Source organism: Paenibacillus sp. FSL R5-0908, from assembly GCF_038006245.1.
In the GTDB taxonomy this organism is placed as follows: domain Bacteria; phylum Bacillota; class Bacilli; order Paenibacillales; family Paenibacillaceae; genus Paenibacillus_AQ; species Paenibacillus_AQ odorifer.
Genome location: NZ_JBBOUV010000001.1, coordinates 7,365,177 through 7,378,187 on the forward strand (window position 1 = coordinate 7,365,177; position 13,011 = coordinate 7,378,187).

General features: G+C 42.5%; 11 protein-coding genes. 2 read left to right on the forward strand and 9 right to left on the reverse strand.

All coding sequences use genetic code 11. The features are described from left to right. The first annotated feature begins 7 nt into the window (after window positions 1–7). Window positions 8–2,563, forward strand: a complete 2,556-nt coding sequence (locus tag MKZ09_RS33645) for an FtsX-like permease family protein (RefSeq protein WP_081394185.1) — start codon at window positions 8–10, stop codon at window positions 2,561–2,563. 126 nt (window positions 2,564–2,689) lie between these two features. Here the strand turns inward: MKZ09_RS33645 and MKZ09_RS33650 are convergent, their stop codons facing one another. The 4 genes from MKZ09_RS33650 to MKZ09_RS33665 all read right to left on the reverse strand — a co-directional run bounded on the left by MKZ09_RS33650 (window position 2,690) and on the right by MKZ09_RS33665 (window position 7,928). Further along, window positions 2,690–3,223, reverse strand: a complete 534-nt coding sequence (locus MKZ09_RS33650; RefSeq protein WP_076202227.1) for a YceI family protein — start codon at window positions 3,221–3,223, stop codon at window positions 2,690–2,692. 251 nt (window positions 3,224–3,474) lie between these two features. Next, entirely contained in the window at window positions 3,475–3,909 is a 435-nt protein-coding gene (locus MKZ09_RS33655; protein WP_036682401.1) for a MarR family winged helix-turn-helix transcriptional regulator, read from the reverse strand. Between the two features lies 1 nt (window position 3,910). Next, the gene (locus MKZ09_RS33660; protein WP_076202230.1) at window positions 3,911–4,867 is read right to left on the reverse strand and encodes a quinone oxidoreductase family protein; all 957 of its coding nucleotides are present in this window, start codon (window positions 4,865–4,867) and stop codon (window positions 3,911–3,913) included. 172 nt (window positions 4,868–5,039) lie between these two features. After that, the gene (locus tag MKZ09_RS33665; RefSeq protein WP_076202233.1) at window positions 5,040–7,928 is read right to left on the reverse strand and encodes an S-layer homology domain-containing protein; all 2,889 of its coding nucleotides are present in this window, start codon (window positions 7,926–7,928) and stop codon (window positions 5,040–5,042) included. Window positions 7,929–8,242: 314 nt separating this feature from the next. Between MKZ09_RS33665 and MKZ09_RS33670 the strand changes: the two genes are divergently transcribed. Further along, a complete protein-coding gene (locus tag MKZ09_RS33670; protein ID WP_076202236.1) occupies window positions 8,243–8,713 on the forward strand; it encodes a pyridoxamine 5'-phosphate oxidase family protein in 471 nt (156 codons plus the stop codon). 16 nt (window positions 8,714–8,729) lie between these two features. Here the strand turns inward: MKZ09_RS33670 and MKZ09_RS33675 are convergent, their stop codons facing one another. The 5 genes from MKZ09_RS33675 to MKZ09_RS33695 form a co-directional block, all read right to left on the reverse strand. Beyond that, a complete protein-coding gene (locus tag MKZ09_RS33675) occupies window positions 8,730–8,906 on the reverse strand; it encodes a hypothetical protein (RefSeq protein WP_179089520.1) in 177 nt (58 codons plus the stop codon). 12 nt (window positions 8,907–8,918) lie between these two features. Next, window positions 8,919–11,162, reverse strand: a complete 2,244-nt coding sequence (locus MKZ09_RS33680; protein WP_076132893.1) for a U32 family peptidase — start codon at window positions 11,160–11,162, stop codon at window positions 8,919–8,921. Between the two features lie 100 nt (window positions 11,163–11,262). Beyond that, complete coding sequence (locus MKZ09_RS33685; protein ID WP_076132895.1) at window positions 11,263–11,517, reverse strand: hypothetical protein; 255 nt, start codon at window positions 11,515–11,517, stop codon at window positions 11,263–11,265. 338 nt (window positions 11,518–11,855) lie between these two features. Beyond that, window positions 11,856–12,335, reverse strand: coding sequence for a 23S rRNA (pseudouridine(1915)-N(3))-methyltransferase RlmH (gene rlmH, locus MKZ09_RS33690; protein WP_036677839.1), 480 nt, complete (start codon window positions 12,333–12,335; stop codon window positions 11,856–11,858). A gap of 257 nt (window positions 12,336–12,592) precedes the next feature. Continuing rightward, window positions 12,593–12,943 (reverse strand): ArsR/SmtB family transcription factor, encoded by a 351-nt coding sequence (locus MKZ09_RS33695; RefSeq protein WP_076132896.1) that lies wholly within the window; start codon window positions 12,941–12,943, stop codon window positions 12,593–12,595. Between the last annotated feature and the right edge of the window lie 68 nt (window positions 12,944–13,011).

A 13,011-nucleotide genomic window follows, 5' to 3' on the forward strand; every position in this document is an offset into this window, starting at 1 on the left:
ATATCTGATGATATGGCTGAGCTCTGCCGGGAGAAGTTTATTACGTAACAAATTAAGAACAATTTTCACTATATTGTCTCTCATTATTGGAAGTGCAAGTTTCTTTAGTATGTTCCTATTATCTGAATTGGCGCCACGTTCTATTGAGAATTCTGCCAAACTGCTATTAGGTGGGGATGTATTAGTCCAGTCCTACCTTAAGCCACTACAGAGCAATATAGTGAATGATATATTCCAAGACATGGGAGAAATCGACAGCCATTCATCTTCATATGTCGGACAGAGCATGGTGCAATCCAAAAATAAAACAACAAGCGTGATCTTGAAGGGAATTGATACGAAGACTTACCCTTATTATGGGGAAAATCAATATCCTGGCATCCGTTCACTTCAAGCAAATGAGGTCCTTCTTGCTGATAATGCAGCAGATCGCCTACAGGTAAAGGTTGGAGAAAAAATTTGGTTGCCGAGCGCGTCTGATGGAAGTCTGCATGAGTACAAGGTAAAAGGATTAGTACTTAATGTTCAAGAGTCTTACGGAGATGCGGATATTTTTGGAGCTGCTTATCTTCCGTTGAATGAAGCAGCTAATCTGCTAAACGCTCCAGCCGGAAGCACAAATGAAATTCTTATCCATTGGAAAGCGGGCACACCAAAGACTTCTTGGCAAGCAGAACTTGAGAAGCATCTGCCAAGTGCTACACTAACGGACACGAAAGAGCGGACAGACGAAAGCTTGGCTCAAGCCAAGACCCTTCTTTTACTTTTACAATTGTTCAGTCTGCTTGCACTGGGAATCAGCGCTTTGACAGTTTCAAATACAATGAAGCAGGCAATGAGCACTAGAATGGGCGATATTGCAGTTATGAAGGCAATAGGTGTACGCTCTCGCTCAGTTGCCGGTACCTTTTTAACAGAAGGTATTCTTATCGGGACGATAGGAACTATTACTGGAATAGTAACAGGTCTTCTAGTGAGTACTTGGTTAACTTCTTACGTAGGCAAAATGTTAGCTATACCGTTGTCTTGGGAGTTTTCATGGAAAGTCACAATTGTTACCTTCGCAGTAGGAATGCTAATGGCACTGATATCAACATGGATTCCTCTAAAAGGAATGCTCATCGTCTCTCCTATGCAGCTATTGCTTGAAGGAAACCATCAGATTCCTTCTTATCGGGTACGCTTTTGGAAAAGAGGACTCTTATTATTACTGATTTCGCTAGTTGTAGCATTCTACTTACAAAAAACACTTTTTCTGGGTTCAACCGAATCCATTAGTTCTAGAGTCGTTCTATCTTTTTTAGGGATTCTACTGATTATTATATTGGTAAGTATATTTGTGAAGGTATGTTCTTCTGCTTTCTCTTTCATTTTCAGAGTGGTTGGAAGCATGAGGAAACTCATCTCTCCTCGTTGGTTTATCCCTTTTCATAATTTATCATCTGGAAGAAAACGATACGGACTATTGGCTCTTATCTTGAGTGTTGGTGTTGCATCAGCAGTATCAAGCGAACTTTTCGCTGATAACTTAACTCAGTCTGTCAGTCAACAGTTAGAGACCGAGGCCAAAGGAAATCTACTCATCACAAGCTCCTTAGTAGAGTCTGAAGCAGTCAAGGAAGCTTTTCAATCTCTCGATATTAAAAAGTGGACAGAGGGTGTCCAGATGAACGGTCTTTTAAGTTCAATTAACGGAAGTGAAGCAACTTCTCTTTTTCAGCAAAAGTCAGACGGGAATAAGTTCTTCGCTTCCAATAAATTGAGCATTGAAGGTGTTGACCCTTCACTTGCATCAAGGTCCTATTCCATTATTGGTGGACGTGACCTTATAGAAGATGATTCATCGCACAAGACCGCATTATTATTGGAAGATTATCAACAGTTGGGAATTAAGACAGGCGATACAGTTGAAGTTACAATGGGAGAAAAGAAGATTCCTTTCAAAATTGTTGGCTTTTTTGAATCAGGGTTCGTAAAAACAGTAGGTATGAGAACAACTAAAGATATATTGTCTAAATATGGGGCGCCTAACCGGGTAATGTTTTCTATTGACGGAGGGACCCTGACTACGGGTTTACTCTCTGAATTAAACGGTGTACTTCCAGCATCCGCTATGGCGTATTCAGTATCAAGTACAGCCTCCGAAAGCTTAAATTCAATGATACGTATGATAAGTGTATTCTTCTCTATAGTGACTTTATTTGCCTTCATTACAGCGATACTTACCATCGGGAATCAAATTGTGATAAGCCTTTTAAGAAAACGCAGAGAAATTGCAATCATCAAAGCAGTGGGAGTATCCAATGGTAAGACATTACGGTCAATCTTGTTAGAGAACTTTGTTTTATCTTTAGTCTCAGGAACTGCTGGTACAGGGATAGCTTTGTTGTTAACGACTGTAGCTCTAAAACTTATGTTCAAGTTACCTGTCCTGGTTGATGTTAAATGGGTGATTTATGGGATTGGCCTATGTGTTATAACCACACTCTCAGTGGCTTGGATAGCGGCGAGGCCTGCTCTGCTTACTAAACCTACGCAGCTCTTACAGACCAACCAGTTATGATCTAATAAGGCTCTAATGAATTGGTACTTAAATAGTTACTGTCCCTCTCTATTACGCAGAGAGGGATTTTTTTATACCTTGTCATAACTACGTTTGGTGTAAAAATACATTAATTTGTGATACGGTTCACAGTATTTTAATTGCCTCAATACAAAGCTCGATCCTCACTTCATTTCCGACTATAATTCCACCGGTTTCCAGAGGCGAGTTGAATTTCAAACCAAATTCATTACGATCAATACTGGCTGTTGAATGAAACCCTACACGTTCCCGTCCGCGGGGGTCCTTGTTTAGTCCTTCAAAAACAGTATGAAAAGTAACAGATTGGGTTACTCCATGCAGAGTTAGATTGCCTGTAAGTTCATATTGCCGCTCACCAGCAAAGACGCAGTTGGTGCTTTGAAATGCAATGGTTGGATACTTGGCAGCATGAAGGAAGTCGTCGCCCCTCAAATGTTCATCTCTTTGCGCTTGGCGAGTTGTGATACTATTTGCCTCTATGGAAGCCTGAATACCCATAGTTGTTAACTCGTTGGGATCAAAACTTAAGATAGCCTGGAAACGCTCAAATACTCCTTTGATTTTATTAATCATTAAATGCGTCACCGAAAACTCGACGGAGCTGTGGTCCGGATCCACTTCCCATTTGATATTACTCATGAATAAATTCCACCTCTATAATAAGATTATGAGCAAGGTCACCCTATCTCCAAAACACTGCGCTACTCGCTATACCCCTAATATACAAAAACGCTACTGACAACGTTGTGTCAGTAGCGTTTTAGCATTTTTGCGGCTTCCTCGTAAATCCGATTTCAGAATGGTTCCCCATTGAATCCGTAATTCCTTTTACCCGAATATCCACCATCGCAATAAACATTGAGCTGTGTGTGAACAGTCATAATCTGCAACTAGTCGAATCTTTGCAACGATTCAAATAAACGCCTTAAGTTATTCAATAAGCTGTTCTTTTCCTCTAGAGTCCAGTCATCCAAAGCTTCATGCAAAATGCGTTCACGGGTGAGGCTAATCATTGCATTGATTTCCTCCCCGCTTTTCGTCAATTCAGACACACGAATGCGGGAATCTGCACTTGATGGATACGTATGAACCAACCCCGCGTTTTCTAACTTATCAATTTGCCGGCTAACACTCGAATAGTTTTTTCCCATCATGGCGGCCAAATCACCAACACTAGTCGGTTGGAGATGCACGATGCCCACAAAGACACGAAAGGTTGCTGCTTCCAAATTTACGCCAGCATTAGCAATCATCTTCTTATCACGGTCTGGCCTATTGATAATGGAAACTAAATCGATCAGTGCTTTAAAAATATCGTTTTCCATTTTATTTCACCCTTACAACAGGACGAGGCATTAGCGGGGCATTCCAAGCCTCTTCAATATCTTCTAGAGCGAACTCTTTTGTGGTAATTTTTATCTTCCCCTCGGCAGCCATTTCAAAGACACCTCTAACAGCAGATAGCATATCAGCTTTAGAAACACTCTTATCTCCGCTACCTACGAGTTCGATTGTTGATGAGCGTAAAAGAGATGAAGGTAAATGAATGCTTTCTTGGCCAGATGAAGTTCCAATGCTTACAAAACGGGTTGAACGATCCGTTTTCGCCTTAGCAAGAGCTGACATGATGGCGAGTGCGCTGTCGCCCCAAAGATAATCCAATATAACATCAACACCTTCAGCAATAACTGGCATTAGGGCGTTTTCAAACATTTTTTGACCGTTGTCGGCTGTCATATCAAATGCAATGGCCTCATCAGCTTCAAGTGCTTGCAACTTTGATTCGTTGCGTCCTGTTACAATGACCTTCTTGGCCCCCAGACCCTTAGCAATCTGAACTGCTAAACTACCGGATGCACCAGTAGCGCCATTAATCAATACAGTTTGACCGGATTTAAAACCAGCTCGAAATACCAATGCAGCCCATGACGACATAGCAGGGTTGGCGATAGCGGCAGCAGTGAGATCATCAATACCATCTGGTAAACGGACAGTCAGCTTTTCGTTGACGATTGTTTGCTCAGCCAAACTGCCATATGGTGCAGTAGGCAGCGCAAAGTAAACACGAGACCCATCTTTCAAAGTTCCTACACCGTCGATACCGGCTACAATTGGAAAGTTATCTTCAGAAGAATAGTGCATACCCATTGAACGGAACTTGCTAACTCGACTCAAGGCTGTGGCCGTAACGTTAATTATAACTAACCCCTCTGTCCCAACGGGGGAAGCACAATGACCCATTACGGGAATCGTCCCCTTATCCTTTACGATTGCTGCCCTCATATTTACACCCTTCTTCCACCCCATATTATGTGCATATTGCACATAATAAAGCATAACACAAATTATGTGCAATATGCACACTTTATTTGGAATCCATATCCGAACGCAAGCCCATTAGCTTATTTCCAAAAGAAACGGCTGGTCAGGTTCCCCTGATCCAGCCGTTTTTTGATTACTTTAATATTACATTATCGATTAGTACCGCCGTATCGTAGATACTATCTCCTTGATCCCAAACATGGAACCGAAGGACAATGGAGCCCTTGCCGGCAAATTGGCTGACATCAAATTGTACATGCTTCCAATTCGTCATGTATGTTGTATGATCCCCGCCGTAGAAATCAATCGCTACTTTGTTCTCTTCAATCCAATAGGCCGTGGATTCATTAATCGATTCAGCCCCGATAATAACAGAATCATTACCATAGACACTGGACGTCACTGTATTGCCGCCATTCATGTGAGAAGTAATGAGGGAAGCCGTATTAATGTATACACTGGAAGTTACCGTTGCTCGGAACGTGTCATTGAATTTGCTTCCAACGAATTCCTTAGGCTCCTCAGAAATGAAATTGTAATCAAACGATAGGGTTGTTGCACCCGCCGGAACAATGAAACTTTGCTCGATATAACTATCTGAATTGTAGTCATATCCTCCTTGATCATTGTTTTCATACCCAAGGCCAGTGCTGATAATAGCCATGTAGTTCCCCTCTGTCGGTTTAAGCGGTCCCAGCTTGGAGATCACCCGAACATCGCCGTTTCCATTCCAGCCGGTCCAAGTTCCGTTTTCAAAGGTTCCGTTGATGACCCCTTCGGTCTTAGTGCCAATGCTGCTTCCTTTCATGAAGAATGCTGCCAACCCATCGTTTGCTCCATGGGCAGCCACTGCTGCTTGAAAGGCTTTTTCGGTTGTCACGTTCTCATCGTTTAAAGCGGTAAATACGGATTTAGCAATAGCTTGATCATATGCAAGCTTTACATAATCGGTATATCCATAATAAGTGCCAGCACCATTGTTGATGAAGGCATCTGCCATGGAATCGTTGTACGCGCTGCGGCAGCTGCCATTATATACGATGGTATCAGGAAGCATATCGTTGTACCGTGTAATAAAAGACGGTGTAATAGCATAATAACCGGATATAATAGCCAATCTTCCCTTTTTCAAGTCCAACTCATAGGTCTTTTTGCTCTCTGTCGTTGCCTTTTCTCCTGTCAGGAACATGACTTGCGGTCCAGCGTATTTGAAATCAATGCCGTATTTATTATGGAGCTTTTGAAGCACTATTTCATCATAATAAGTATCTCCGTGGGTATCCAAGACCACGACGCCATACTGATTCAGCCCTTTAAAGAAATTAACGCCCGCTGCGGTGTCCTTTACTCTTTCCACAAGGAAAGGGTAACTCGACTGGTCGAAGCTGTCATATACAGCGTCATATACAGTCGAAGATGGAAGTGTGCCGGAGAACGGAGAAATTACAGCAACCCGCTGGCTTCCTATGGTGGCTACGGTTTGTTCCACATTTTGCGTTAGCGCCTCAGCCGCCAATGCAGTACTGGACGCAGCCTCTTCTACGGTGCTGCTTAACCCTTTTGTATTTTCAGGAGCTGCGGATATCCCCCCTAGAATCCCGTTGTCCAGCAAATACCAGATGCTTCCTCCTTCACCCGAAATCCCAGCGTGCTCTACTTCTGCTTGGGTTTGGAGCCAAGCCACAGTTTCTTCCTTTGCTTTTTGCAAATTACCATATGAAGTAGCCAGTTGATCAAGCTTACTCTGTGTATTATTTTCAATGATTTCCGTTTGTGCAAGCTGTTCATCCGTAAGATGCTTCATTACAGATAATTTAAAAACTGTGCTGCTTGGCACATCTCCCACAAACGCCTGCAGATTTATGTAACCCTCCGTACTTTCAGTCAATACTGCTTTGCCACTGTACAGTCCGTCTGCCTCAAGACTGTCTCCATGGGCTTCCAAACCGTCATCGTACAACGAAATGATTTGCGAAATCACTTTGCCGCTGTCATCTACTCGATAGACACTAGCAATTACCGTTCCTGGCGCATTAATCGATGAGCGGAATATAACTTCTGTTGGCTCTTCCACATAAATGGCATCTGAAATCTCCCCCTTCACCACAACCTGGAGAGCATTTGCCGGTGCCGGGGTTGCCGATGTTGGTGTCGGTGCCGATGTTGGTGTCGGTGTTGGTGTCACTGGTGCTGGGGTTGCCGGTGCTGGGGTTGCCGATGCTGGCGTTCCCGGACCTGAAGCTCCCGGCGCCGGTGCTGTCACAGATGTCCCGCGGTCAGTTGTTGCCGGGGTGGCAGTCGGTGTTGCCTCAGGACTCTTGCCCTTATTAAGCTCTTCAGCAAGAAGCTGTTTGGATTTCTCGACATATACTGACTTATTGGTTTTGAACTCATAAGCCAGACGAGCCAGAGCCTGGCGCTCCGCATGCTCTTTCGGTTTGAATTTCAGAGTGCCGTCACTGCCTTGGACCCCGTTGATGAAACCATTTTTGAAGGCAAGGGATACTTGCGCTTTTGCCCATTCGGACACTTCTGAGATATCCGACAGCTTGCTATCAACCGGAAGCTTCTTCGCTGTTTCATCCAATTCGAAAGCTCGGATGAAAAACACGACCAGCTCCTCACGGGTGACATTTGCATTAGGACTGAAGGTGGTGGCCGATGTCCCCTCCGTAATGCCTGCCTTTACCAATGCACCTACATAACCGCGATACCAACTGTTCGCGGCAACGTCTTTAAACGGTGCGGCTTGATCAGCATTTGCTTCTAGCCCCAACGACAGGACTATGATTTTCGCCAGTTCGGCACGTGACATAGCCTTTTTCGGTTTAAAAGAGTTATCTTCATAACCTGAGATTATTCCTGCTTCAGTTAATGATTGAATCTCCTTTTGCGCATAAGAGCCTGTGATGTCTTTGAACTGCGCGGCCTCACCAAACACCATATGTGGCGTAAGAGTGCTTAATAATAGGGCAAACACAATCATCAGACTGAGTTTACGGCGTGCTGCTTGGAATAACATTGTTTCTTCCCCCTTCTTACTCTAAAAATATCAATGAGTCCGTCGTCCTAGTGAGTTCCAAGGATGGCATTTTACACCATTATTCGACAACTTCTTGATTCTACAATAGGACCAGGGTAATTTACAATGTCTATTGCATAAAAAAAATAGATATATTTGTAGACTGGAGATTAAATGGAAAAAAAGAGACCATCGAGTATAAGCTTGGATTGATGGCGATTTAATCTTTTATCGTATTATTCTTCACATGCACTAAGATTTTACAATGATAAGCTTAATAATGTATGCCTTATGACACTTTAGGAGGTTATATAATGAGCAAGTACGACGAAGCCATGAAGCTGCTGGAAGAACAAGCGGGTAACAAGGACGGCCTAATCTCATTGTCCACCATCGCGCTGGAACCGGGGGCCAATGGCAAAAGCCGTCCCGCCGCCCGCATTGTGGACGCATATTATGAGGACGGCGCGTTCTACACCGTCACTTACGCGACCTCAGGCAAGATGCAGCAGATCGCCCAAAACCCCGAAGTTGCTGTTTGTGTCATCGTCGAAAACTTTACGGCCGATGGTATCGGTGAAAACTTGGGCTGGGTATGTGACGAGAAAAACGCGGAGATGATGAAAAAGCTGCGCACAATATTCGCCGGGTGGTATAACGAAGCCAATAACGACGAAGACCCTAACACATGCCTGCTGCGCATTCGCCTGACAAAGGGCCTGTGGAATGACGCCCATAAAGGGATCAGAAATGAGATTGATTTTATCAATAAGACGGCAAATTAAGTGGTCTGTTGTAGATTCAACGATAAGGGAATTTCTGCTGAAAAGCAGTCGGCCTCTCCAAAAGACTTTTCCTTACTTCTGACACGTTCACTGCGATGGTTGAAGCGACAGGTTTTAGAGCCGCCCGGTTCTGGGCGGCTCTTTCTTGTTCTTTTATGTTAAGCTGAACGATTAGCAAGGAAGACAGCGTCATCCCTTTGGCTACCTACACAATCTCTTTATTAAAATGTCCTCTCGTGTCTGTTTCCTGATTAAAGACTGCATTATTCATAGAGCCATTTAATTTGCCTGAGGCCATATTAATGACTTCCACAACCTGCTCTTTGGATTCAACTGTAAAGTTTAATCTGAGCGCCTCAATTCCTTGGATATCTTGTAGCTCATCTAAAAGATTAAGCGTCTTCCCGTTAAGGAGAGTCGTTGTACAATCATCATGGGAAATGATAGGGAACGTTCCGTGCTCATCTTTTAACTCATAGCTCTTCGTTTTGCAAATTCTGCATTGATTCATTTTTTTCATCGGACAATATTTCGTAAACATCAAAGGAGCCCTGCCATATACAATCATTTCCAGTGCAGGATAGCCGTCATTTTCTTTAACATAGGCATTCATTAAATCTTCAATTTGGCTTTTATTCAATTCATAAGATAAAGTGACTCGCTTTGCACCTAATTTATATAATTCATAGCAACTAGTGGCATTAATAACATTTAGAGAATAGTCCGTAACAAACGGGTTTGTTTCTCTATAGTGATTAATCCCCCCATATCCTCCAATTAGTAGCTGTCCTTCTTGTTCCTTATAATCATTCTGATTTCTTCTAACCACATTTTCGTAATAGATTTCCTTAATTCCACAGCTCACGCAAGCATCATACTGTTCCTTAGTCGTTACAGAGGCCGTAAGGTATGGTTTTCCAGGGGCAAAGCTTATTTTTTCTTTTGCTTCCAAAGCCTTGGTTCTTTTCTGCTGGCTGTTAAGCTTTAAGTCATACAAGCCCAGTACAATATCTCTTCTTGCGGCATTTAACAGTTTAGCTGGAATAAATGCATTGCATTCCTCATACTCAACATGATTAAGTTCGAATATCGTATCATTTAATCTTGAGAATTGCTTGATGACCTGGTCTTTTGTTGTTGGATTATTAATGGCTTCGCCCAGTATTTCCTCGCTTTCATAGGAATAATTAAAGCCTAAGCCTTCCGCATCTATGAAAAGCTTTGAATCTGGACATGCATATACACTAATATCGAGGTCAAACCGCTTAAATTCTTTTTCCAGTGATGCTTCTAATTCTTTGTTATAGAAATAATCCTTCGTTTTATATACTAAATCTCCCTTAGACATCTTTTCTTTGATTTTGATATAGCAGACATCCTCTGCTTTGTTGATTAATTCGCCATCTTTATCGTACAGTTTGGCAACCGTTAAATTAACATCTTCATTGTTGTGACTGATTCGAATGGTATCGTTCTGATTTAAAGGACGTGTAAGTGTTATTTCATACATGTCTTTAACAATCCCGCTGATTGTTCCAATTTCATAACCAAAGTTATTAGGTTTTAAGATGTTTGTAATATTTCTCCTGTCTTCGTGAAACAAATACCCTTTAGTAAATGTTCTATTGAATGTTTTTTTCAAATTTTCTTTGTCTTCTTCGGTTATTTTATGATCTAAGGCCTTGCGATATTTGGATACAACATTAGCAACATACGTAGGCGCCTTCATTCGGCCTTCTATTTTTAAAGAATCGATTTCTTTTAAATCATGGATATAATCGATGGTGTTCAAGTCCTTAGTAGATAGAATATAGCTTTTCCCTAAAGATGTATCTGTTGTCTTATCGATTAGTTCATACTCCTTACGGCATGAACCCACACATCTTCCGCGATTTGCGCATCGATTGCCGAGCAATCCTGACATTAGACAATTCCCCGAATAAGATACACATAAAGCACCGTGAACGAAAATTTCTAAAGGGATTTCAGCTATTCTTTTGATCTCTTTTACTTTTTCAATCTTGACCTCACGGGACAGAACAACTCTTTTCGCACCAAGTTCTTTAAATAATAAAGTTCCGTCTACATCGTCTATTCCCATTTGAGTTGAACAATGTGCTTCCATATCAACAAAGTTTTTAACGATATAATCGAAAGCAATCAGGTCCTGGACAATAATGCCATCAACACCGATTTCATTTAATTCCTGTATCTGCACTTTCATCTCTTCAACTTCGTTTTCGAAAACGATGGTATTCATGGCAACATAGATTTTAACGTTCCTCAGGTGCGCATACGTAACAGCCTCTTTTAACGTTTCTAAATCAAAATTAGACGAGTATGCACGTGCACCAAATTTTTGCATTCCTAAGTATATTGCATCACAACCATTAGATATTGCAGCTTTTAAAGCTTCCATATTTCCTGCTGGAGCTAGTAATTCAGTCATTTCTTCCTCCTTATGACCCATAAATCAAAAAAATTTGTAGTTACTTGTGATACGGTTCAGCGCTTTGTCTGTAACAGCAAGTTTTGCATGCCGCTCCCGTTTAAATTAATAAGATTATTAGAAAATCAAATTTCAGACTATTACCATTAATCATAAAATAAGAACTATACTTAAGCTGCAGCAAAACGCACAAGCCAATGGCTTGTGCGCTTGTTTTAAATGACCTCATTTGCTCTGAGCGACGTATCTCATAATAATTCTTTAAGTACATTTTCGCCACGCGTATCTTCTCATCATTAGCGTCACGAAGCATACCTACAATATCCTGAATATCGCTCTCAGCTGAGGTAACCATAAACTCTTCACTCCTCATAGGGGTCTAGATATGACGGTAATCTACCGAACGATATGGAAGAACAACGATAACGTTAATGCTTGGCAGCGCTTATATACAAAATGTCTTCCTACATTTGGATATTAGTGCCTATCATTTCCAAGTAGCAAACATTTAATTTTACATAAGTATGAGCGAGCATCTGGCGCATTGATTAGCAGCCTTAAAAGAGCCTCCACTAAAATCGAAGTGGAGGCTCTTTTTACATTTTTGTTATTTCAATGTGTTGGCTTTCAACCGTTATGCTGTGCAGTTGAAGTCATTTAAACTAATATTGAGTTCTGTTCTCCGCTTTACCACTATTTATGATACGGTTCCCCCCGATTGATCTTCACCGCGCGATACACCTGCTCCACCAGCACCAGGCGCATGAGCTGATGAGGCAGCGTCATGCGCCCGAAGCTCATGCGTTGCTGCGCGCGTCGCATGACCTCGTCGGAGAGCCCGTGGCTCCCTCCAATGACGAACACGACATGGCTCGTCCCGTAGGTGCCGAGCCGGTCAATTTCTGCGGCAAGCTCTTCCGAGCTCCACAGCTTGCCGTCGATCGCGAGCGCAATGACATGCGCCTCGCTCTTAATCTGCGCGAGGATGCGTTCGCCCTCGCGTCCCTTTACCTGCACGACCTCTGCTTCGCTTAGAGAATCGGGTGCTTTTTCATCTGCCACCTCAATGACCTGAAACTTCAGGTATGGTGTCAGTCGTTTTGCATACTCCGCGATGCCATCGATCAAGTACTTTTCCTTCAATTTTCCTACGCCAATAATTTGAATAAGCATAAGTGCCTCCTGTCATAATCCTCTATAGAAATAGCAAAAGGACGCGCACTGGGCGTCCCTTGTAGTTTTAGTAAGTACCTTCTGTTCTATCACATATTTGGTGGAAAAGAAACGACAATTAAAACGACCTACTCTTGCGCAGTCCCTAAATGTCCTATTTTTCATGCAATCTATGGATCTCCTGATCCCACGTATTCCTAGATTGCCTGAATCTAGAATTTCATGTATTCCTGGCCCTCAGCAGGTTCAATCCATCCCTACTTACTATCTTCCTGCTCCTCCATCACAAAATCCGGTTTCCCCCCAGCTTCATAAGCGCTCAATATAGAGTCCAGCAAGCCTGGGAAACGTGCATTAAGATCCTCAGTCCGCAGGGACAACATGCGCTGTGTTCCTTGAACTCGTGTAAAAACAACCCCTGACTCGCGCAAAGTACGGGCATGGTGAGACATGGTGGATTTTGCGATCGGGACGTTGAAGCCGTTGCAAGCCTGTTCTCCATTTAAGTGAATATCCGATACGATATGTAAGCGAATCGGATCGCTGAGTGCATACAATACGGAGGCAAGCTGAATGTCCTTGCGATCCGGATGAAATAGTATTTTCACGGATGATTATCCCCTTTTGTCGTACAATGAATGCGAAAAAAATATTTTTGTTCCTAATTGCATTTTAT